Here is a 21,963-nt window from a genome sequence, read left to right as displayed (position 1 = left end):
ATGCGGGAATAAATATTCGATTTAAAAAATATCGCCTTGGAGTCGCGCCGCTGCAACGGTCCGGAGGCAGCCTGCCGTTGATATCTCTTATGACCGGCTACAGCACGTGTGGCGCGCCACGAATATGTCGCCGCGATGACTTCAGCAATTAATTTTCCCGCCGCGTTCACGCCGCAATCTATTTCTTCATTTCATTCCCGTTTTTTCATCAATTTCTTTTCCCTAGAATGAATTCCACTTCCGTTGGGCCCGCCATGAGGAGCTGGCGTCGATGCACGACGGAATGCCCATGCCGCAGCGCGTTCGCTTGCCGGCCCACCCGATGCCCACCATGGACGGTTCATGACAGCCAGTGCCTTGCCTGCCCCGCCTTCTCACTCACGCCGCATCGTGCAGCTCGACGGCTTGCGCGCGATTGCCGTGCTGGCGGTGTTTGCGCAGCACGCGCTGAAGGCGCCGCTGTGGATGGGCGTCGATCTGTTCTTCGTCCTGAGCGGTTTTCTGATCACCGGCATCCTGCTGGAGCGCAAGGCGCGTCAACAATCGTATTTCGGCTATTTCTATGCCCGCCGGGCGCGCCGCATCCTGCCGCCGTATCTGCTGCTGATGGCCGTGTCGTCGGTGCTGTTCGGCTTCGGCTGGGCGAAGCATTGGGAGTGGTATGCGTTCTTCGCCACCAACATCGGCGATGCGCTCGGCCAGAGCGGCCATGACAGCCTGAACGTGCTGTGGTCGCTGGCCGTCGAGGAGCAGTTCTACATTGTCTGGCCGTTCGTGATCCTGCTGCTGCCCGAACGCGTGCTTGCGTGGGTCGCCGCCGCGCTGATTCTCGCCGTGCCCGTGCTGCGCGCCGTCGCGACGCCGTGGTTCGATTCGTTCTGGCCCATCTACTACCTGACGCCGTTCCGTATGGATCTGCTGTCGGCCGGTGCATTGCTTGCCGTGGCCGTGCGGCGCAATCCCAATGCGTTGCAACCGTTCCGGCCGCTCGCGCTCGCGGGCTGCGTCGCGGCGCTGGCCGTGCTGGCGTGGCTGCATCTTCACTATCCGCGCTTTCGCGCCGAAAACACGCCGCTCTCGAATGCGGCGCTGTATAGCGTTTCGTTGGTGCTGTGCACATCGCTCGTGGTCATCGCCTTGCAGAGCCAGGGCATCGTCAAGCGGCTGTTGTGCAATCCGGTGCTGGTTTATATCGGCACGATCAGCTACACGATTTATCTGATTCACCTGAGCGTCCTCTACGCGTTGTGGCCGCTGCATATGAACCGCTTTGTGACGGCCGCCCTTGCGCTGACCATCACGCTTGCGTATGCGAGCCTCACGTGGTTTGCGTTCGAGCGGCGCCTGATTCATGGGCCGGCAGCGCGTTCGGGACGCTCTACGGCGTCGTTGAACGGTGCGTCGTCCCAAGCACCGCAGCCGCGCGCATGAGACTCCGCGTGCTTACGCCATTGACCCGCGGGTTGCGCGGCGCGGCCGGCGTCCTGCTGATCGCTACGGTCTGCGGCCGTGCGAATGCGGATGCGCCGGCGGCGCCCGGCGGCCAGGCGCTGCGTGCCGGACCGACCGCGCAGGTGGTGATCGAAGCCTATGGCGACTCGACCACGCTCGGCATTTCCTGCAGCGAGGGTCATTGCAGCCCGCGTCCGCAAAACGCGGTGACGTATCTGCAAGACGCCTTGCGCACGACGTATGGCGAGCGCGTCAGCGTGATCAATTTCGGCGTTGGCGGCACCATGGCCTACCAGTTGCGCGACGGTACCGATCGCGGCCGCAGCGTGCCGTGGACACAGCGGCTCGCGGCCTCTGACGCACAGATCGTGACGATTAACTACGGCATCAACGAAGTGATGCACAACCAGACGCCGGAGCAGTTCTACGAAGCGGAAACGGCATTGGTGAAGGCCGCGCTCGCGCTCGGCAAGGAACCGGTGTTGCAGACCTCGAACCCGATGCCCGACGGCCGTCTCAATGCCCGGCTCGCAGCGATGGTGGCGATGACGCGCCGGGTGGCCGCCGAACAGCATGTGCCACTCGTCGATCAGTATGCCTACATTAGCGGCCTGCCGGACTGGCAAGCCATGATGTCCGACGGCGCGCATCCGAGACCCGAGCTGTACCGCCTGAAAGCCGGCCAGGACCTGCGTGTGGTCGATCCGCTGGTGCGGCGGCTGCTGGCGGGTTCGTCGTAGCAACGCGCTCTCCCCTTACCTCCTGACTTTTTTCTTTACCGTTACCCAAGGCGACCTATGAGCAACCAACGCAAAGCGATCATCACCGGCGTGTCCGGCCAGGACGGCGCGTATCTGGCGAAACTGCTGCTCGACAAGGGCTATCAGGTGACCGGCACGTATCGGCGCACCAGCTCCGTCAATTTCTGGCGCATGAACGAGCTCGGGATTGCCGGGCATCCGAGTCTGCGCCTCGTCGAACATGACCTGACCGATTTCGGCTCGACGCTGCGTTTGCTCGACGGCGCGCAGGCCGATGAGCTTTATAACCTTGCGGCGCAGAGTTTTGTGGGCGTGTCGTTTGATCAGCCGGTGACGACGGCTGAGGTGACTGGGATTGGTGCGTTGAATCTGCTTGAGGGGATTCGGATTTTGAGTCCCAAGACGCGGTATTACCAGGCTTCGACGTCTGAGATGTTCGGGAAGGTGCAAGCGGTGCCGCAGCGGGAGGATACGCCGTTTTATCCTCGTAGTCCTTATGGTGTGGCCAAGCTGTTTGCTCATTGGACTACGATTAACTATCGCGAGTCGTATGGGATCTTTGCCAGCAGCGGGATTCTGTTCAATCATGAGTCGCCGTTGCGGGGGCGTGAGTTTGTTACGCGGAAGATTACCGATACGGTCGCCAAGATCAAGCTTGGGAAGCAGGATGCGCTTGAGCTCGGGAATCTGGATGCCAAGAGGGATTGGGGGTTTGCGCTCGAATATGTTGAAGGGATGTGGCGCATGCTGCAGGTCGATGAACCGGATACGTTTGTGCTCGCTACCAATCGTACTGAGACTGTTAGGGATTTTGTGCGGATGGCGTTTGCCGGTGCTGGGTTTCAGCTTGAATGGTCCGGGAAGGAGCAGCGGGAGATTGGGATTGATGTTGCTACCGGGAAGACGCTCGTTCGTGTGAATCCTAAGTTTTATCGGCCCGCTGAAGTGGATCTTCTCATTGGCTGCGCCGATAAGGCTAAGGAGAAGCTTGGGTGGGTGCCGGAAACCCGCCTCGAACAGCTCTGCAAGATGATGGTCGCCGCGGATCTTTCGCGGAATCAGGAGCATGAGACGTTTTGATTTGGTTTTTTTTGGGGGAGGCGGCGTGGTGGTTCTTGGTCGCAGTTCTTGCGGTGTTGGCCTCTCCTTGCTGTCTTAGTGGTCTATTTGCGTTGCCCCTGTGCGGGGCGGCACCTACTTTCTTTGCCGCCGCAAAGAAAGTAGGCAAAGAAAGCGGGCTTGCCACCGCTAGCCCGTAGTGAGCCCTCTCTGTTCGGTATCCTTAGTGGTCCGAGACGAGACCTGCCCTCGCATTTCCCCCCGTTCGTGACACAGCACTCATCCACCCCACTCCGCACGGAGTGCGTCGCGGATGGGTCTGCCTGGCAGGTCTACGCTCACGCTCAAGTCATAGCCGGAACCGCGCTGCAAGATGTCGTTGTATCGCGGTAGCCGCATAGCACGAGCTGACCGCCGCGGATTGTCTGCGCGCTCCCCAGAACAGCTCATGGCCGCTCGGTACTCGCAGCGAAAGTGTCACTAATCTGTATAAACTTCCGAATTAGCTGGTTTGGTTGATCGTCCCAAAATGAAAGTGGTTTAGATTGTTCCTGCCGTTAGACAAAACGGCGCGGGTGTGAGAGCCCGTCGCGTAAGACCGCACTATCTGCGAACGTGGGTAGTGCCGAGCCATGCACGCCAGTTCAATGGGCGGGCCGTGGTGAGGGAGTCGCAAGGCTCGCCGGTTATGGTCTTACGCCCGGTCTCTCAAACTCGCTACGTGCCCGCTCACCCCGTCTATTAGCGAGTGTCGGGCGATTCAGGAACACACCGGAAATCGCACCATGACCCAATCGGCCGAAAACAAACACCTCATCCCCCGCAAACCCGTCAGCGCAGTCCATCATGAGCGTGTCGCCCGATCCGCCCTTGAATTCTGCGAGGAACAAATACGGAACCTTCAGCGGATTGTCGCGCTGTCAGCAACCATGCAGAGGCAACCGGCCATCACCTCCGACGAGCGGAAAAACCAGCAAACAATGCTGTGCCTGCTGACCGATACCGCTGAGACGTATCTGATGCAGGCAGAAGGTTCGCGCGAAATGTTCCGCATCATCTCTCACGATGCGTGCGGAATTCCGGACGCAACAATCAGCGCGAAATCGGCGGCGCGCCTTCTCTCGCCGACAGGCAAAGCGAATACTGATTCGCGTACGTCTCGCGGTACACGTAAAGCCGCAAGAGATACCGCGACATCATCGAAGCGGGTTAAGACGGCAACAACCGATGCACATGCCATAGCCGTGCAGCATTGACGGCAAATAGCCGCGACTCACTGGAACGAAGTCTCGCAAGCAGGTCAACCATGCTTGCAGACGATCGCGTCAGCTGCGACGCCTTTCCTTACGTCGCGGGTAAATGATCTCTCATACAAAGCAGCGGCGTCTGCTACCCCCTTCGTTTCTGACGGTCTAGCCTTTCATTACGATCGGCTTTGCGCATGTCCGCGCGTGTCGTCGTTTGTTTGAAAGACCCAACACGACAGAAACAGGGGCAATAAACAGATGAACAAAATGAGACCGAAAGCCGGAGGGGATCGTTTTCAAGCGACGTCATAGGGCATATCTCCTGCACGTCATGTGCACCGATGTAACTTCCCCCCCCGCCGCTTCGCACAATGCCCATTGCCACCAACGAAACCGATATCGACACGCTCAAGTCGATCGCAGATAGCCACTTCGCCGCGAGACGCATCAACGAAGCCGCAGTCCGCTACGTGGAAATTCTTGCTGTAAGTCCGCAAGATGTGCACGCGCTACACCATATGGCGCTCGCCCATTTTCATATGGACGATTTGGACCAGGCGTGGGCATTCTCGGAAAGGGCATTGCAAATTGCGCCGGCGCGCGCCGATTTGCTGGAGTGCGCCGGGCTGCTGGCTGCCGTCAGGCGTAGATATGACGTAGCCGAATCGCTTTACTGTCAGGCAATAACATTGACGGGAGGCACCGCCAGTCTCCACAGAAACCTTGGCGACTGCCTGCGGCAGTTGGGTCGTCTTCGTGACGCAATGGCTCAATACGAAAAGTCCTTGCTGTTAGACCCAGAATTGCACCACGCCAATCGCGCGCTCGCAATGATCAACGCAGAGCTAGGTGACCGTGACGCAGCCCTTGAATACTGGCTGCGCGCATGGACGCTTCATCCCGCGGCGCCAAGGGATGACCTCGACAAGATAGTTTTCATTTTAAAAACTGGCCGCACCGGTTCACTCGACAATACCGTTCGACAGATCACGACACACGGGGCCGACAATGCTGCGGCTCTCAAGGCAGTCGCCTATGTGCTGAACACGAGCCAACACTTTGAAGGTGCACTCGAAGCAGCCCGGCAGGGTCTGGTCATCGAACCGCACAACGCCGTCCTGTCTCACAACGCAGCATGGGCGCTTAGACAACTAGGGAGAGTCGCGGAATGCCTGCCATACAGCGAGGAGGCTGCGCGGGTATTGGTCCATGAGCCGAAATTACAGTACTACTTCGCGGATGCACTCCTGTGTCTCGGCGAATTTGAAAAAGGCTGGAAACTAAACCGGTGGTTTTACGAGGTGCCGGAACACAAGGCAAATCTTCTGTGGCCGGGCTTTCCAGCGTGGCATGGCGAACCCGTTTCAGGGCGCCAGTTCCTTCTCGTAGGAGAACAGGGGCTTGGCGATCAGATACAGTTCCTGCGGTTCGCCGACTGGCTTTACAAGCAGGGAGCAACCGTGGACGTTCTGGTAAATGAAGAGATCGTAGAACTCGCAAGCAGTATGGACAGCGTCAGGAACGCGTTTGCTGCCATCCCTGCCGGACCTTACGACTTTTGGGCCCATATGTTCAGGGTACCGGAGCACATGAAACTCGAGATCTCTATGCTGCCGGTTTCAATGCCCTATCTCGCGGCGGCGCCTGAGAAACTGGATAAATGGCGACATCGTATTGCAGTCGCCCCGTGCGAACTCCCTGGCTCGATAAACAGGCGCGTTGGCATTGTTTGGGCAGGCAATCCTCTTCATCCGCTTGACCGTTTCCGGTCGATCCGGATCGATGCGTTAGAAAGTCTTTTTAGTCTTCCTCGCGTGACCTGGTATTCGGTGCAGAAAGGCAAGCACGAACGAGACATCGAGGCCCTTCAGCGCGAGTTCGATGTGCGCGCGCTCGGACAAGACATTGGAAGTTATGCCGATACCCTCGCAATACTCCATTCGTTCGACCTGTTAATTACGGTCGATTCATCGCTGGCCCATCTTGCCGGCGCAGCGGGTTTGCCTGTGTGGACGCTCATCCCCGCCTACACCGACTGGCGCTGGCTGACCGAAAGAACAGACAGCCCTTGGTATCCGTCGATGCGTCTGTTTCGTCAGCGCCAGCCAGGCGATTGGGGACCGGTCATCGACGAAGTGCGAGACGCATTGCAGGAATGGTGCGCACAATCCGCTCCCGCTGAGGATCGCTGGGCAGTCTGAATGGCCGATAAGTCGGTATCGGCCAGACGCTCACCTCTCCCTCAATGAACCTCCCCCGCCGCAATCGCCTCCCCATACACCGCCGCCACCCGCTTCGCGATCACCGAGTTATCGAAGTTTGCCCTCGCATAAGCGCGGCACGCATCGGCATCCGGCAGCTTCAACGAACCAGTCAACGCAGCCCCCAATCCTTCTGCGATCGCCGCCGCACCCGTCGCCGGCAACACCAGATTGGGCGACAACCCCGCCACCGCTTCCGGCAAGCCGCCTACCGGCGTCACCAGCACCGGCGTACCCGAAGCAAGCGATTCCACGGTAATCAACCCAAACCCCTCCAGCGCCACTGTCGGCACCACACTGATTGTCGCCGCACGATACAAGGCAGCCAGATGCTGATCGGGCACAAAACCAAGCAGCTTCACGTTATCGTCGAGCCCCGCCTCGTTGATGCGCGTCTGCAGTTCCTCCTGCAACCGCCCCTTGCCCGCAATCAGCAACAACACATCCGGCACGCGCTTCTTGAGCACCTGCACCGCATCGATCAGATCCTCCAGCCCCATACGCCGCACCAACCGCCGCACCGCCAGCACGATCGGCCGGCCCTGCGGCAATTGCAGCTTCAGACGCGCCTCAGCCGGCGTGATCGGCAAGTTGAACTGATCCACGTTCACACAACCCGGCACCACCCGAACCCGCTCCGGCGAGATGCCATAGCGCGACGTGAGGATCTTGCCGAACGCATCGGACAGCACGATCAAGCGCGACGAGCGCGCATACACCGACTGCTCCAGATAACGCTTCGCGCGCTGGCCGAACGAATCGGCGCCTTCGACATGACTTTCGTCCGCCCACGGTCCCTGAAAATGCGAGACTTGCGGAATGCCGCGCGTCACGTCGAGGCCCGGAAACGTATAGAGCGCGAAATGCGAGGAAATCACGTCGGGCCGTTGCCGCGTGATCTCGCGGCGCAGCGCACGGCGGGCCGCCATCAGGCGCAGCGGCAACGACTGCGCCGCCGAGCCGAAGCCCTGGATCGCGCCGCCCGTATCCTCCGCGACACGCGGCGAACCCGCGACCACGCCGCGCACCGCCACCCCCGCGCCGGGCAATGCACCCACCAGCGAGTAGTACATGCGATCGAGTCCGCCCGCACGCTCCGGGAACCAGTGCATGCCGATTTGCAACGATTTGATCGAGTCCGTGTTCATGACGGTATCCCCTGGGTAGCGTGAAACTGCATATGGCGTTGTGATGGGGCGATCGGGTTCATTCGGCCCCCTTGTGGCCGGCCAGCACGTTTGCCGCGAGCGACTGCGGCTGCGCTTGAGGCTCGGCATCGACCGCAGCGCCGATGCGCTGGCGGCCCTCCTGTTGTCCCGCCAGTTGCCGGTACAGCGCGATGTACTGCGCCGCCATGCGGGCCCAGCCGAAGCCGGTAGCAAGTTCGTTGGCGGCGACGCCCATGGCGCGGCGTGTGTCGCCGGATTCGGCGAGCCATGCAATCGCGCCGGCGAGCGCTTTGGGATCGTCGGGATCGTCGAGCACGATGCCGCATTCGGGCGTGATGATTTCCGCGCCGCCCGCCGTGCGCGCGGTCACCACCGGCAAACCGGCCGCCATCGCTTCGAGCAGCGACAGACTCATCGCTTCGTAGCGCGACGGAAACACAAAGGCATCGACCGAGTGCATCAGCACCGGCATCTCCTTCACCAGCCCGAGGAAGTGCACCCGATCGGCGATGCCGAGCGCACGCGCCTGCTCCGGATAAGGACTGCCAGGCAGATACCCGGCCACCGCGATATGCACGTGATCCGGCAAATGCCGCAACGCCTCCAGCACCGTGCCGAGGTTCTTGCGCGGCGTGCGCAGGTCGCCCACGAACAGCAGCAGGAACGCCTCGGCCGGCAGATTGAATTTCGCGCGATCACCCTGCGCCGCCGCGAAGCCCTGCGTATCGACGCCGTTATAGATCACGTCGACACGATTGCGCGGCGTGAGGCCGATCGCGCGAATCTCGTCGGCCACCTTCTGCGAGACTGCGGTAATGACCCGCGAGCGGCGATACGCCCAGCGCTCGAGCGACGCATTCACGCGCGTATAGACGAACTGATACGCCGACCACACGCCCTTGGTCAGCCCGAACGGATAGTACTTGCTGCCGAACCAGCCGCTATGCACGAAGTGCGCGGTGTTCACGTCGGCGGGCATCCACGTGATGAAGCCGTTGACGTGCAGCACGTCGTACTCGCGGCGATGAGTGCGCAGCCAGAGCGCGCTCTTCAGTGCGAACACCTGCTGGCGCAGCAGATTGGTCGGCCACCAGCGGCCAATTTTCATCGGCACCCAGCGCACCTTTGGATGCGCGAGCAGTTCGGGGGCCACGTGCGAGGCGACGAGTGTCACGGCAATATTCTCGTCGAGGGCCGCGCGCGCGATCTCGTGGTTGACGCGCCCCTGGCCGTCGTTATGGCGCACCACATGCGTGACTATGGCGACTCTCAATCAGGTGCCTCCGTGCAGAATAAGCTCGCGGCGGCGCTGCTGCTTTTGCCAGTGCGCCGCGGAGAGGATCGAAAAAAGACTCATGAACAGCAGCAGTCCGCCTGTGCCGACCAGCGAATTAGTGAACACCAGCATCGCGAAGATCGCGAGCCCAAGACTTAGCGATGCGGAGACGAATTTGTCGTCGCGCATCTTGAACGAGGCCAGCACCGCCCGCACCAGCAGCCAGAGGATGCCGGACAGATACAGCAGCGTGCCGGGCCAGCCGAGCACGAACGGGATGTTCATCACGCCGCTATCGAAATTGCCGTACTGGCCGAGCTGGCCGCCGTCGTTCGACAGTTTCGTGGAGGTGCCGGTCGCGCCCATGCCTTCGCCGGAGACGTCGGTAAACGCGGTCTTCGCGAAGGTCGCGTAGAACTCGTTACGCGCCGCGTAACTCTGGTCGTCCTTGAGATTGACGATACTGTCCAGACGCGTCTGCAGACGCTCGGCCACCGGACCCACCGCCAGCAACGGCACGCACAGGCCGGCCAGCAGCATCGCGCTGGCGACAATGCGCAGCCGCACGCGGTTGTTCGATTTGACCAGCTGGATCAGCAACGCGACGACCCAGCCGCCCCACGTCGAACGCACGAGGCTCAGGCCGAAGGCGAAGAAGCCCAGCGCGGCGGCAATCCAGCGCACGCGATGATTCGCGGCCATCACATAGACCATCGCGCCCATCATCGCGAATGCAAACGGGCCCGACGAGTTCATCGTGCTGAATACACGCACGCCCATCGGCACCGGGTCGCCCTGCGAGTTCATCTGCGAGCCGAGCATCCACAGCGCGTCCCACGGCGGCATGATGGCGAACTGCACGAGGCCATACGCACCCATCACCAGCATGCCCCAGATGAAGGTGTTGACGATCGTGTCGCGATACGCCGGATAGTCGCGCGTATTCGCCATGATGTGAAAGCCGATCAGAATCGGATAGAGCCAGTTGGCAAGGTCGTAGGTGGCGGCAAGCGGCCCGCTCGAGACAACCCCGACCATGAACGCATAGGCGAGTCCCGCCAGGATCAGCAGCACCGGCAGGCCGCGCCGTTGTCCGAGTACCGGGTAGTAGCGAATCAGCGAGAGGCCACTGATCATCGTGACGGCCAGCGGCGCAATCTGGATCAGGCTGGTCGGCGTGAAGGCGCCCTTCGACCAGTCGGCGAGGCGGCGCACTTCGGGGCTCAGGAACCACAGCCACCACATGAAACCCACATAGCGCGCCGGGCTCTTGAAGTACAGCCACAGCCCCGTCAGCGTGGCGAGCACCGGAAAGGCCAGTGTGAGCACCGTGCCCTGATGCGCGCCGATCAGCAGCGCCGTGACGAGCCACAGCAAGGCGGGCGGCCCCCATTCCATCGGGTCGCGCTTGAGGCGGCGGACGGCGCCGCTCGCGGCGGCGTGCGCGATCGTCGACATCGGTTAGAGACCTCCGCGCGACTGGCTATGCACACTCACCGGCGTGCGCCGCTCTTCCGCCGCACGACCCTGCGGCGCGGCACGGCGGCGCAGCAGTTCGTCGGTGATGCGCACGTGCTGCAGCGCGAACTGGCGCGTGGTCAGATCGCGCGACAGCAGTTGTTCCGTGGCGGCCTGCGCCTGGCGCAAACCTTCCGCGGGCGACGCGGCCAGCCGGTTGGCGGCCTCGCGCAGCGCCTCGGCGTCGAACGGCGGCACATAAGCGGCGGCCCGGTACGAGAAATAATCGGTGAGCGTGCCCACGTTGGTCACCACCATCGGCTTGCCGAGCGCGGCGGCCTCGAGCATCACCGTGATGCCGGAGGCGTGCGAGTTGGGCCGCAACGGCACCAGCACGACGTCGGCCCAGTCGTATAGCTCGCGGGCTTTCGTCAGCCCCGCAGCGGGCGCGATCTCGACATTTTCCGCGCGCAGCTTCGCAGGGATCCGCCGGCGCGTCGCAAGCCGGACGCTATAGCGGGCGTCGTTGCCGAAGGCCTGGATGAGCGTCTCCCAGTCGCGATCGCGGTCGTTGCCGATCGCGGCAATCCGCAGCGGCGTATGCGGCTGCCAGTCGTCAGGCATCCTGACCGGAAAGTCGATTGTGTTCAGGCCGTAGAACACGTGCGTGGCCTTGCGTCCGAGGTAACGCTCGCACAGTTCGGCATTCTCGCTTGCCAGCGTGGTCAGGACGTCGGCGCGCGCAATCAGCTTGCGATACAGCCAGCGCCGCAGCATGCCGTAGCTCGGCCATTTGTCGAGCAGCCAGACGCTTTGCGCGAGCAGCAGCGGCGGCGCCGTGCGGCGGCCGTTCAGCAGCAGCACCAGCGCGACCGACAGATACTCGTGTTCCGTGTGCGTCCAGATCACGTCCGAGCGCAGGATCTCGTCGCGATTGCGCAGCGTATGGATCAGGTCGAAGCCGAGCACCGTCTTCAGCGCCCGGCGCAACAGACGCACAGGGGCGCTTTCGCGCGCATCCTGCGAATAGGTCAGCGCGTAGTCCTCGGACTCGGCATGGTGATAGCCGTACAGGCAGCCGATATTATCGCCCTGGCGATAGAAACGGGGATCGGCGCCGTAAAACAGATGAACGTGGACTTTCGTACTCATTCAGGCACTCCGGTCTGCGGGTTGACGCGGTTTGAGAAGGCATCGGCGCCCGAGGGTCGATGCAGGGTCGCGCATGGTGTTCACAAGGCAAGTTCGCATTACGACGTTGCCGCGCGGCGCGCTTCATGCGCGCCTGTGCGCACCGCACGCCAGCGCGAGAGCCGCGCGCGGCCCTGCTTCGAGGTCAGCGCCAGCGCCGCATGCACAAAGCCCGGATAGACGCGTGTGCCGACCAGCGCGTACCACCACCAGGCGGCTTCGCGCCGCAGCGGCGGCAACTGGTCGCGCAGGATCAGATGCAGGTTGTAGGCGGCGTTGCGCACCGCCGCCAGCGTCTGCGCATCGCGACGGTCGTCGTCGAAGCGCTCTGCGGGGTAATGATCGACCGCTACGCGCGGGTCGTAGACGAGCTTCCAGCCGGCGTTCTTCACGCTCATGCTGAAGGCCATGTCGTTATGCACCTGGGCGCCTGCGCCGCGCAGCCGCGCGTCGAAGCGGATCCGGCGCACCGCATCGCGCCGGTAGCTCATGTTGGCGCCCTTGAGCAGATCGACCTCACGTGCGCCGCCTACGCCGAGGTGGTGATTGCCGACGATCTTGCCGGATGGGCGCACCTTGCCCACCAACGGCCGTTCGCCGTCCAGCACGCGGCCCTTCTCATGCACCCAGTCGCGCCCGCCGAGGGCGCCCAGACGGGCGTCGCTCCCGAATGCGGCGGCAATCCGCTGAACCCAGTCGGGGTGCGGCGCGGCATCGTCGTCGGTGATGGCGATCACGTCGCCGTTGGCGGCATCGAGACCGCGATTGAGCGCGGCCACTTGCCCCGGCGCTTCGACCAGCGCCACCGAAAGCGGCAACGCGCCGACCACGGCCGGGTCGCGCAGGCAGACGTGCGTCGCGGTATCGTCGGGACGCGCCACGACCACGACTTCGTCCGGCGCGCGCACTTGCGCCTGCAAGGCGGCAAGGCAGCGCGCCAGATCGCCCGGGCGGCGAAAGGTGGGGACCAGTACCGTTACTTTCATCGCGTCATGCTCCTTGTTGAGGATTCCTCACGCACTCAGATATTCCTGCACCGCCGCATAGCTGCGGTCGTAACCGCCGCGCGCGCGCTGCGGCATGGCGTTGAAGATGCCGCCCTGCACGTGTACGCCGGCCGCTTTCAGGCGCTTCAGCGAATCGGCGATTTCGCCCTCGCTATGCACGCCCGAACGGATCACGAAGAAGGTCGAGCCGGCGTAGCCGCCGATAATCGACGCATCGGTCACGGCCAGCACCGGCGGCGTGTCGATCAGGATCACGTCGTAGCGCTTGGCAAGACCGTCGAGATACTGCTGCAAACGCGGCGACATCAGCAGCTCGGACGGATTCGGCGGGCGCCGGCCGCAGGCGATGAAGCTCAGGCCGTCGACGGTCGTACTGCGAATCGCCTCTTCCAGCGAGATCTGGCCGCTCAGCAGCTCGGACAGGCCGTTGTCCTGCGCACCGCCCACATAGCGTTCAAGCGCACCGCGCCGCATGTCGCCGTCGATCATCAGCACGCGCTTGCCGGAATGCGCCAGCAGCACCGCGAGGTTGACGGTCAGGAAACTCTTGCCCACGCCGGGCATCGGGCCCGTGAGCATGACGATGCGGTTGCGCGCGTCCATCATCGTGAACTGCATCGAGGTGCGCAGACTGCGCAGGCTTTCGATGCAGACGTCCTTCGGTTTTGCGTCGGCCAGCACCGAGCGCAAGCGGTTGCCGCCGCGCTCGAACGAATTCTCGAGCACTGCCTGCTCGGCGGAGAGCGGCACCAGTCCATAGATCGGCAGATGGAACATGCGCTCGACGCGTTCCGGGTCGTCGATGCCCTTCAGCATGTTGCGACGCAGGAACACGAAGCCGGTGCCCGCAATCAGGCCGAGAATCACCGCGGCCGAGAGGATCAGCACCTTCTTGGGCTTGACGGGCGTGCCCGGACGCAGTGCCTCGTCGACGATATGCACATTGCCGCCCGTGCCGACCCGCTGCACCGAGAGTTCCTGCACGCGGTTCAGCAGCAGCACGTAGATGTCTTCGGCCACCTTGGCGTCGCGCTGCAACTGCACGGCCTTGACTTCCGTGGCCGGCAGATCGCGGAAGCGGTCGCTGTACTTGTCGCGCTGCGCTTCGAGTTCGGCCATCTGTTCGCGCGAGGCCTTGATCAGCGGATGCTCGTCGCCGTAACGCTCCTCAAGCGAGGCGATCTGCAGGCGCAGGCCGGAGATCTGCTGCTCGTACTGGACGCTGCCCTCCAGATAAACCTTCGCTTCATCGCTCGCGTTGATCGAGCCGGACTGGCGCTGATACGCGGTGAGCGCGGCTTCCGCACGTTCGAGGTCGCCTTTCAGACGCGGCTCCTCGCTCTTGAGGAACTCCAGCATCTTGTTCGCATCGGTCTGCTTGGCGGCCACGTGCTGGCGCAGATACGACTCGGCGAGCGCATTGGCGACCAGCGCGGCGTGCGCCGGGTCCTTGTCTTCGAGCGAGATTTCGATCACACCGGTCTGCTTGCCCTGCTCCTCGACCTTGATCGCCGACTGGAACGCGGTGATCGCATCGAGGTCGTTGGCGCGCATCACGGTGAACTGCGTGCCGGGACGGGCCACCAGCTTGTTGACGAGAATCGTCACGCCGCCGCCCTGCTCGGTCTGGCCCGTTACGCCGCGCAACAGCAGCGTGCCGTCGGGCGCACGCAGTTCGTACTGCGTATCGGACAGCGCGGTCAGCACCATCTTCTTGCCTTCGAGCGCCGGCACGACTTCGACCGTGTCGACATCGGCGAGCTCGCCGCCCCACGCATAGCTCGTGAGACCGAACCACGGGCGGCCCGGCACACCAGGCGTGGCGAGACGCGCGGCGAGACTGCCGAGCAGCGGAATCGTCTTCGGCTCGACCGAGAAGTTCAGCTTGCACTGCTGAACCACCGGCCCGACGACGCCGCGACTCTTGATGATCTCAATCTCGGCGTCGGTGGGCAGCGAGGTCTGGCCGCTGGAAATCACCGCGCCCGTCTGCGTCTGCGTGAGGGCTTGCGAGGTGTTGTCGGATTCCTCTACCCGCACGTACGCATCGGCCGAATACACCGGCTTGGCGACGAAGCAGTAGAGCGCGGCCATCGCGACGATCGTTACCGCGATGGCGATCAGCCACCAGATGTCGTCGAGAATCACCTGCAACAGTTGACCGAGGACAACGTCCTCTTCTTCGGTCCTGGCCGGCATGGCCATATGAGGATTTACTTGAGTGCTCACAATTCGATCCCGGTTGGGTCGCCTCGGGTCCTGCGCCGCGCAATGTTTCGCACAGCCCAGGACCGTCGGCGGGTCAGGCGCCTAGTTGGTCATTTCCTTGATGTAGAACACCGACTGGATGGCCGGTAACACCTGCTGGATAATGCGGTTGAAGGTGGTCGAAAGTGCCGTGCCGACGTAGACCACATCCAGCGGCTGCAACTGGAACTGGGACGACAGCATGATGGCGTTCGGCTGCGTCATGTCGAGGCGATACACTTCCGGCGTGGTCGGGTGGTCCTTCATGCCGCGCAGCACGTAGATCTGGCGCGGATTCGCGTCGGTATCGAGAATCCCGGTGGCTTGCGTCAGCGCATCGGCAATCGTCAGTTTTCCTCTCAACATCGAGACCGTCTGCGGGGTCTTCACCTCGCCCATCACGAACACGCGGCTATCGACCCGGTCCGGCACGTTGATGATGTCGCCGGCCTGCAGCATTACGTTCTGGCGCGTATCGCCGCGGTCGAGCAGACTGTTGGCGTCGAGCACATACAGCTGGTTGTTGCGGGTCAGACGCACGCGCTGGATGTCCGCAACGTTGGTGCTGCCGCCCGAGCGCGTAATCGCATCGAGCAGCGTGAGCGGCACGTCGCTGATGGCGAGCGGCCCGGGCGACTTCACTTCGCCCGTCACCTGCACCTTCTGGCTGCGGAACGACAGCACCCGCACATCCACCTGCGGATTGCGGATGTACGGCACGAGACGCGTCGCCAGTTCGTTGCGGATATCGCCCACTGTCTTGCCGGCCGCCTGCATGCGTCCGACGAACGGGAAGAAGATCGTGCCGTCGGGTGCGACCGTCTGGCCGTACGGGTCGGCCTGACCCGGCAAGGCCGTGGTGTACGGCTGCTGCACGGCGCCCGCGAGCGTCTGCGTGGTGTTGTCGCCGGTGGACAGCGTGCTGCCGTTCGGCGTCGTCAGTTCGGGGTGGTCCCACACGGTGATGCCGAGAATGTCCTGCGGCGCCACGTGGTAGATGTACTGCGACGGATCGCTGTACTTGCCGGGCGGCAGCGGCGTCTGCTGCGACGCGGCTTGTTGCGCCTGGGTCATGACGAGATCGGAGTCGATCAGATGGACCGGATAGGTTTCTGCCGGCTTGCTCTGCGAATCCTCTTTCAGACTGGAGGTGTCGAGATAATTACCGGGCGCGGTAGCACAGGCCGACAGAAAAGCCGTCAGCAAAAGAGCAACAGTAAGATTTCGTTTCAGCATATTTTGTTCAGCCATCCGATGACCAGGTGTTCGATGAGTCCAAGGCTCTCGCGATACTCGGTTTCCGCGCCGCCGTGCGGGTCCGCCACATCGGAGTCCTCCCACTGGCCAAGCGGATAGACTTTGCCGCGCGAACACGGATCCAGCGCTTCGACGTCCTTCACCTGGCGGTATTCGGTCACCAGCACCAGATCGGCGTCGCGCACGATCTGGCGGTTCAGGCGCCGTGCATGGTGGATGCCGGAGGCAACGCCGCGCTCGGCGAGCAGGCGCCGCATGACCGGGTCCATGCCATAGCCGTCGACGGCGCGAATGCCCGCCGAATGAAACCTGATCGCACGCCGTGCATAGCCCTCGCCCCCTAGCGCGAGGCGCTGCCGTGCCTTGAACAGCATCTCGGCGGCCGGCGAACGGCAGACGTTGGCGTGACAGACAATCAGTACGTTGGCGAACATAGGCGGACTCCTTCGCTTGAACTCAACGCGCGGCGGCGCCGGCCGCGCTCGTGATATGACTCGCAGCAGCGTGTGCCGCGGCGCGTCCTGGCGTCTCGCGCTGCGCATGCTGACGGCCGATCGCGTGATACTCGATGCCGAGCTCCTGCAACGCCTCCGGTTCATACAGGTTGCGGCCGTCGAAAATCAGCGGTGTCTTCAGGTGCTGTTTGAGGCTGTCGAAGTCAGGACTCTTGAAGACTTTCCATTCCGTCAGGATCACCAGCGCGTCGGCGCCGCGCGCCACATCCATTTCCTCGCTCTCGAACGTGAGGCGGGCGTGTTGTTGCGGCACGTGTTGCAGATCGAGCGCGAAGACCCGCTTCGCTTCGTCGACCGCGACCGGGTCGTAGGCCTTCACGCGCGCGCCGCGCTTGAGCAGTTCCGCAATCAGCGGACGGCTCGGCGCTTCGCGCATGTCGTCGGTATTGGGCTTGAACGCGAGGCCCCACACGCCGAACGTGCGACCGGCCAGATCGTCCCCGAGACGCGCGACGATCTTGTGGGCGAGAATCTTCTTCTGCGTTTCGTTGACGGCCTCGACGGCCTCGAGGATGCGCAGGCCCGCGCGATGCTCGACCGCCGTGTTGATCAGCGCCTGCACGTCCTTCGGGAAGCACGAGCCGCCGTAACCGCAACCCGCGTACAGGAAGTCGTAGCCGATGCGCGGGTCCGAGCCGATGCCGCGGCGTACCGCTTCGATATCCGCGCCCACGCGATCGGCCAGGTTCGCCAGTTCGTTCATGAACGAGATGCGCGTCGCGAGCATCGCGTTGGCGGCGTACTTGGTGAACTCGGCCGAGCGCACGTCCATATACAGCGTGCGTTCGCGGTTGCGGTTGAACGGCGCGTAGACGCGCTTCATCAGTTCGCGGGCCTTTTCGCCGGGCACGTCCTCGTCGCAGCCGAGCACGATGCGATCGGGCCGCGTGAAGTCTTCGACCGCGGCGCCCTCTTTGAGGAACTCCGGATTCGACACCACCGAGAACATATGCTGCGCACCGCGTGCGGCCAGTTCCTCGGCAATCGCATTGCGCACCCGCACAGCGGTGCCGACCGGCACGGTCGACTTGTCGACGATCACCTTGAAACCCGTCATATGGCGGCCAATGTTGCGCGCGGCGGCCAGCACGTATTGCAGATCGGCCGAGCCGTCTTCGTCGGACGGCGTGCCCACCGCGATGAACTGGATATCGCCGTGCGCCACGGCGGCGGCGACGTCGGTCGAAAACGTCAGGCGCCCGGCCTTGCGGTTGCGCGCGATGATCTCCTGCAGGCCCGGCTCGTGGATCGGCACGCCGCCGCTGTTGAGCACGTCGATCTTGCGCTGATCGAGGTCGAGACAGAACACGTCGTTGCCGATGTCGGCAAGACAGGCGCCTGTCACGAGGCCCACATAGCCGCTACCAATGATCGTCACGTTCATGAATTACACCTCGGAGATTTGAATGGATCTGAAACAGGGCGCCTGCATCGTCGTGTCTGCTCGCGCCCGCTTAGGCCTGCTGATTTCCTGCGTCGCCTGCCGCGCCGCTCAATAAGCGTTGCTGCCGACAAAACCCTTCCAGAACGTCAGTACAACGATCTTGATGTCGAGCCAGAAGGTCCAGTTCTGCATGTAGTACAGGTCGAGCTTCACGCGCCCCATCATCTTTTCGATGCGGTCGGTCTCGCCCCGGTAGCCGTTGATCTGTGCCCAGCCGGTAATGCCCGGCTTGATGCGGTAACGGTGCATGTAGCCCTTCACCAGGTCCTTGTAGATGTCGTCGTGTTCGAGCGCGTGTGGGCGCGGCCCCACCACGGACATTTCCCCCCGCAGCACGTTGATGAACTGCGGCAGTTCGTCGAGGCTGGTGCGGCGCAGGAACGCGCCCACCGCCGTAATGCGCGGATCGCGCCGGGTCGCCTGGGTCACCTTGCCGGCGACCTCCGCGTGCACCTTCATCGAGCGGAACTTGTAGATCTCGAACTGGTTGCCGTCGATGCCCTTGCGCTTCTGGCGGAAGAACACCGGTCCCGGCGACGACAGCTTGACCATCACCGCGATCACCAGCATCAGCGGGGCGAGCGCCGTGAGCGCGCCGAAAGCAAACAGGCGGTCGAACACGCGCTTGGGCAGCACGCGCAGATCGGTGATCGGCGAGGCCGCGAGGTTGATGGCCGGCACGCCGAGCAGATCGACCATCGGCTGGCTGAACAGCGTCAGGCTGCGCACGTCCGGAATGAAGCGGATATTCACGAAGTCGTTGCGCAGCTCCATCACGAAGCGATGGATGGTCTTCTCCTTCGAGATCGGCAGCGCGAGCCACAGTTCGCGAATCGCCCGGTCGCGCACGAGCTGGATCATGGCGGCGAAGTCGCGCTCGACCGGCACGCCCTCCACGGCCTGCGCCGCATCGGGATCCTGGTAGGGATCGACCGGGCCGTCCTCGTCGTACACCACCAGCGGGCTAAAACCGGCTTCGGGGCGGCTGCGCATCTGTTCGATCAGAAACTTGCCGTACGGCGCGCCGCCGACGATCGCCACCGCCTTGTGATTGAAGCCCTCGCGGCGCAGTCCCTTGAGCACCGAGTACACCAGCGCCTTGGTCACGATCAGCAGCACGATGGTCGCGGCCGCCCAGTAGAGCAGCCAGAGGCGCGACAGCATGTCCGAGCGGTGCAGGCTGAAGCTGATCAGCACGCCGGTGGTCTCCACCATCACCCAGGCGCCCGAGACGCGGCACAGCAGGTCGACGAGCGGCTTGCCGCGCCACGACTGATAGATACCCAGCGCCGGAAAGAACACCACCACCAGCAGGCAGTCGAACGCCAGCGAGACGCTCTGCACGTCGTCCAACCAGACCCATTGCCCGTTGTGCACGGCCGCTGCGATCAGCGCGCCCAGTGCGACCATGGCGATGTCGATGATTCTCGATAGAACGCTCAGCATGCGCTGCACCTCAGATCGTCAGTCAAGTTCCATCCGTGAAGTAAGCGGGCCTGCGCACCGCGGGAAAGGCATCGGCACCCGACATTCGCCTCGCGCCGCTCGCGTAATGGCCAATGACAAAGAATCGGTGCCTGGGCTTATCGAGCCCATTCGAAAAAGTGCGTATCCGAATGAGTGAATACCCGTACAGGACTAGATAAGGCGGTATTAAAAATCGCACTGCAAGATCGCAAAATATCTCAAAATGTATCGGTCAAAAATGCCTGGTTTTTCTTCTATTTTTTCGGCAATTGTTGCCGTAAAAGATCGTGTTTGAGGTGAGCCGAGCCTTCGCGCTGGCGCCATGCACGGCGTTTTCCTCCGAACCTTGCATCTCATGGGATCTGCCCGTGCCGCCCCTTTTTTCAGCACGCCGCGGCGCGTCGAAAACGATCACCATTTTTTTGACATTATTTTTTTATTTTTCCGGCGTCCTGCAATAAAACCGAAATTATCCAGAGATTTCTTATGCCTTATTTCGATTAATTTTTCAGCAGCTCCGATTAACGATCTTTTATTGGTTATTTACGCCGTGATAAAACTCGACGCACTCACCCAGCCCCGAGGAGTACATCACCATGACAGCATCGGTTACGGCGTCCGTCGCCGACACCCGGCCAGACGCCGCCGCATCCCTGAAGGTCAAGCTGAAGGTTCATCCCGTCATCCTGGCGGGCGGCTCCGGCACGCGTTTGTGGCCGATGTCGCGCGAGCAGTATCCCAAGCAGCTGATCGGCCTGCTGGGCGCGGATTCGCTGCTGCAGTCCACCACTCGCCGCCTCGACGCGCTCGATGCCGGCCATCCGCTCGCCGATCAACTGATCGTGGTCGCGAACGAAGAACACCGCTTCACCACCGCCGAGCAATTGCGCACCAGCGGCAAGGCGAGCCGCCTGATCCTCGAACCCACGGGGCGCGATACGGCGCCGGCGCTGACGGTCGCGGCGCTGTCGATTGCCGCGCAGGACGACGACGGCATCATGGTGGTGATGCCCGCCGACCATGCGGTCACCGATCCCGACGCGTTCCATGCCGCGGTCGCCGCCGGCGTGCAGCACGCGTACGCCGGCCATATCGTCACCATGGGGATCGTCCCGACGCATGCGGAGACCGGTTACGGCTATATCCGTCTCGGCGCCCCGCTCGGCCGCGCCGGCACGGTGGATGCGCACCGCCTCGACCGCTTCGTCGAAAAGCCGCACCTCGAGCTTGCCCAGCGTTATGTCGAATCTAAGGAGTACTGGTGGAATAGCGGCATCTTCATCATGCGTGCTTCGACGTGGCTTGCCGCGATCGGGCATTTTCAGCCGGCGATTCTCGCGGCCTGCGAAGCGGCCTACGCCGGCGGCAAGGCGGACGGCGATTTCTTCCGTTTGCAGCGCGACGCGTTCAGTGCCTCGCCGTCGAATTCGATCGACTACGCGGTGATGGAGCAACTCGGCAGCGCTCCTTCGGTCGCCTCGGGCGTGGTTGTGCCGTTGCGGGCGGGCTGGTCGGATGTGGGGTCGTGGGATGCGATCTGGCAGATCTCGTCCAAGGACGAGGCCGGCAATGTGGCCCGCGGCGACGTGATGTTCGAAGGCTCGGCCTCGACCTTCGCGCATTCCGAAGGACGCCTGATTGCCTGCGTCGGCACCCAGGATCTGGTCATCGTGGAAACCGCCGATGCCGTGCTGGTGGCCGACAAGTCGCGCGTGCAGGATGTGAAGAAGATCGTCGGGCGGATTCGCGCCGCCGGCGGCGCCCAGGCGGCGAACCATCGCAAGGTGCACCGCCCCTGGGGCCACTACGATTCCGTGGATAGCGGCGAACGCTTTCAGGTCAAGCGCATCGTCGTCAATCCTGGGGCACGGCTGTCATTGCAGATGCATCATCACCGCGCCGAACACTGGATCGTCGTACGCGGCACGGCGCTCGTCACGCGCGGTGAAGAGCGCTTCATCGTCTCCGAAAACGAGTCCGCCTATATTCCGCTGGGCACGACTCACCGCCTCGAGAATCCCGGCAAGATGCCGCTGGAAATGATCGAGGTGCAGTCAGGCTCCTATCTCGGCGAAGACGACATCGTGCGCTTCGACGACACGTACGGCCGGCAATGAAGACGGCAACAGGCCCTGCGGTGTTTCACTCGCTG

At 62.8% G+C, this 21,963-nt stretch carries 16 protein-coding genes; 6 read left to right on the top strand and 10 right to left on the bottom strand.

The genetic code is table 11. From position 1 onward, the window contains the following. Positions 1-342: 342 nt before the first annotated feature. The 5 genes from BUS12_RS20740 (at position 343) to BUS12_RS20720 (ending at position 6,720) form a co-directional block, all read left to right on the top strand. Complete coding sequence (locus BUS12_RS20740; protein WP_074298858.1) at positions 343-1,431, top strand: acyltransferase family protein; 1,089 nt, start codon at positions 343-345, stop codon at positions 1,429-1,431. Positions 1,432-1,439: 8 nt separating this feature from the next. Then, positions 1,440-2,192: an SGNH/GDSL hydrolase family protein gene (locus BUS12_RS20735; RefSeq protein WP_429305067.1), complete on the top strand. Its 753-nt coding sequence runs from the start codon at positions 1,440-1,442 to the stop codon at positions 2,190-2,192. 57 nt (positions 2,193-2,249) lie between these two features. Continuing rightward, positions 2,250-3,293, top strand: coding sequence for a GDP-mannose 4,6-dehydratase (gene gmd / locus BUS12_RS20730; protein ID WP_074298853.1), 1,044 nt, complete (start codon positions 2,250-2,252; stop codon positions 3,291-3,293). Between the two features lie 764 nt (positions 3,294-4,057). After that, the gene (locus BUS12_RS20725; RefSeq protein ID WP_074298851.1) at positions 4,058-4,528 is read left to right on the top strand and encodes a hypothetical protein; all 471 of its coding nucleotides are present in this window, start codon (positions 4,058-4,060) and stop codon (positions 4,526-4,528) included. A gap of 362 nt (positions 4,529-4,890) precedes the next feature. Further along, on the top strand, positions 4,891-6,720 hold the full coding sequence (locus BUS12_RS20720; protein ID WP_074298849.1) for a tetratricopeptide repeat protein: 1,830 nt from the start codon (positions 4,891-4,893) through the stop codon (positions 6,718-6,720). Between the two features lie 41 nt (positions 6,721-6,761). On the opposite strand, the gene BUS12_RS20715 is transcribed toward BUS12_RS20720, so the two are convergent. The 10 genes from BUS12_RS20715 to BUS12_RS20670 all read right to left on the bottom strand — a co-directional run bounded on the left by BUS12_RS20715 (position 6,762) and on the right by BUS12_RS20670 (position 19,790). After that, the gene (locus BUS12_RS20715) at positions 6,762-7,928 is read right to left on the bottom strand and encodes a glycosyltransferase family 4 protein (RefSeq protein ID WP_074298847.1); all 1,167 of its coding nucleotides are present in this window, start codon (positions 7,926-7,928) and stop codon (positions 6,762-6,764) included. Positions 7,929-7,986: 58 nt separating this feature from the next. After that, positions 7,987-9,222 carry a glycosyltransferase family 4 protein gene (locus BUS12_RS20710; protein ID WP_074298845.1) on the bottom strand — a complete coding sequence of 412 codons (1,236 nt, stop codon included), beginning with the start codon at positions 9,220-9,222 and terminating at the stop codon, positions 7,987-7,989. Beyond that, the gene (locus BUS12_RS20705; RefSeq protein ID WP_074298843.1) at positions 9,223-10,683 is read right to left on the bottom strand and encodes a glucose-6-phosphate isomerase; all 1,461 of its coding nucleotides are present in this window, start codon (positions 10,681-10,683) and stop codon (positions 9,223-9,225) included. A gap of 3 nt (positions 10,684-10,686) precedes the next feature. Then, positions 10,687-11,835, bottom strand: coding sequence for a glycosyltransferase family 4 protein (locus BUS12_RS20700; RefSeq protein WP_074298841.1), 1,149 nt, complete (start codon positions 11,833-11,835; stop codon positions 10,687-10,689). 98 nt (positions 11,836-11,933) lie between these two features. Further along, positions 11,934-12,860 (bottom strand): glycosyltransferase family 2 protein, encoded by a 927-nt coding sequence (locus BUS12_RS20695; protein ID WP_074298839.1) that lies wholly within the window; start codon positions 12,858-12,860, stop codon positions 11,934-11,936. 27 nt (positions 12,861-12,887) lie between these two features. Next, positions 12,888-15,086 (bottom strand): polysaccharide biosynthesis tyrosine autokinase, encoded by a 2,199-nt coding sequence (locus tag BUS12_RS20690; RefSeq protein ID WP_074298837.1) that lies wholly within the window; start codon positions 15,084-15,086, stop codon positions 12,888-12,890. 105 nt (positions 15,087-15,191) lie between these two features. Continuing rightward, positions 15,192-16,364: a polysaccharide biosynthesis/export family protein gene (locus tag BUS12_RS20685; RefSeq protein ID WP_074298835.1), complete on the bottom strand. Its 1,173-nt coding sequence runs from the start codon at positions 16,362-16,364 to the stop codon at positions 15,192-15,194. Then, positions 16,358-16,819 (bottom strand): arsenate reductase/protein-tyrosine-phosphatase family protein, encoded by a 462-nt coding sequence (locus BUS12_RS20680; RefSeq protein WP_074298833.1) that lies wholly within the window; start codon positions 16,817-16,819, stop codon positions 16,358-16,360. The genes BUS12_RS20685 and BUS12_RS20680 overlap by 7 nt, the downstream gene beginning before the upstream one ends. Before the next feature lie 22 nt (positions 16,820-16,841). After that, a complete protein-coding gene (locus tag BUS12_RS20675) occupies positions 16,842-18,284 on the bottom strand; it encodes a UDP-glucose dehydrogenase family protein (protein WP_074298831.1) in 1,443 nt (480 codons plus the stop codon). A 108-nt stretch (positions 18,285-18,392) separates the two neighbouring features. Further along, positions 18,393-19,790 carry an undecaprenyl-phosphate glucose phosphotransferase gene (locus tag BUS12_RS20670; protein WP_074298830.1) on the bottom strand — a complete coding sequence of 466 codons (1,398 nt, stop codon included), beginning with the start codon at positions 19,788-19,790 and terminating at the stop codon, positions 18,393-18,395. 617 nt (positions 19,791-20,407) lie between these two features. Here BUS12_RS20670 and BUS12_RS20665 point away from each other — a divergent pair. Next, positions 20,408-21,928 (top strand): mannose-1-phosphate guanylyltransferase/mannose-6-phosphate isomerase, encoded by a 1,521-nt coding sequence (locus BUS12_RS20665; protein ID WP_074298828.1) that lies wholly within the window; start codon positions 20,408-20,410, stop codon positions 21,926-21,928. Positions 21,929-21,963 lie beyond the last annotated feature (35 nt).

It is taken from the genome of Paraburkholderia phenazinium (assembly GCF_900142845.1).
Classification (GTDB): Bacteria; Pseudomonadota; Gammaproteobacteria; order Burkholderiales; family Burkholderiaceae; genus Paraburkholderia; species Paraburkholderia phenazinium_A.
This window is presented reverse-complemented; position numbering and strand designations above follow the sequence as displayed.

Coding starts and splice junctions, on each gene's coding strand:
- BUS12_RS20690 (WP_074298837.1), bottom strand. CDS start 15,086: ATGGCCATGCCGGCCAGGACCGAAGAAGAGGACGTTGTCCTCGGTCAA.
- BUS12_RS20695 (WP_074298839.1), bottom strand. CDS start 12,860: ATGAAAGTAACGGTACTGGTCCCCACCTTTCGCCGCCCGGGCGATCTG.
- BUS12_RS20740 (WP_074298858.1), top strand. CDS start 343: ATGACAGCCAGTGCCTTGCCTGCCCCGCCTTCTCACTCACGCCGCATC.
- BUS12_RS20720 (WP_074298849.1), top strand. CDS start 4,891: ATGCCCATTGCCACCAACGAAACCGATATCGACACGCTCAAGTCGATC.
- BUS12_RS20705 (WP_074298843.1), bottom strand. CDS start 10,683: ATGTCGACGATCGCGCACGCCGCCGCGAGCGGCGCCGTCCGCCGCCTC.
- gmd (WP_074298853.1), top strand. CDS start 2,250: ATGAGCAACCAACGCAAAGCGATCATCACCGGCGTGTCCGGCCAGGAC.
- BUS12_RS20685 (WP_074298835.1), bottom strand. CDS start 16,364: ATGCTGAAACGAAATCTTACTGTTGCTCTTTTGCTGACGGCTTTTCTG.
- BUS12_RS20715 (WP_074298847.1), bottom strand. CDS start 7,928: ATGAACACGGACTCGATCAAATCGTTGCAAATCGGCATGCACTGGTTC.
- BUS12_RS20670 (WP_074298830.1), bottom strand. CDS start 19,790: ATGCTGAGCGTTCTATCGAGAATCATCGACATCGCCATGGTCGCACTG.
- BUS12_RS20675 (WP_074298831.1), bottom strand. CDS start 18,284: ATGAACGTGACGATCATTGGTAGCGGCTATGTGGGCCTCGTGACAGGC.
- BUS12_RS20725 (WP_074298851.1), top strand. CDS start 4,058: ATGACCCAATCGGCCGAAAACAAACACCTCATCCCCCGCAAACCCGTC.
- BUS12_RS20680 (WP_074298833.1), bottom strand. CDS start 16,819: ATGTTCGCCAACGTACTGATTGTCTGTCACGCCAACGTCTGCCGTTCG.
- BUS12_RS20700 (WP_074298841.1), bottom strand. CDS start 11,835: ATGAGTACGAAAGTCCACGTTCATCTGTTTTACGGCGCCGATCCCCGT.
- BUS12_RS20665 (WP_074298828.1), top strand. CDS start 20,408: ATGACAGCATCGGTTACGGCGTCCGTCGCCGACACCCGGCCAGACGCC.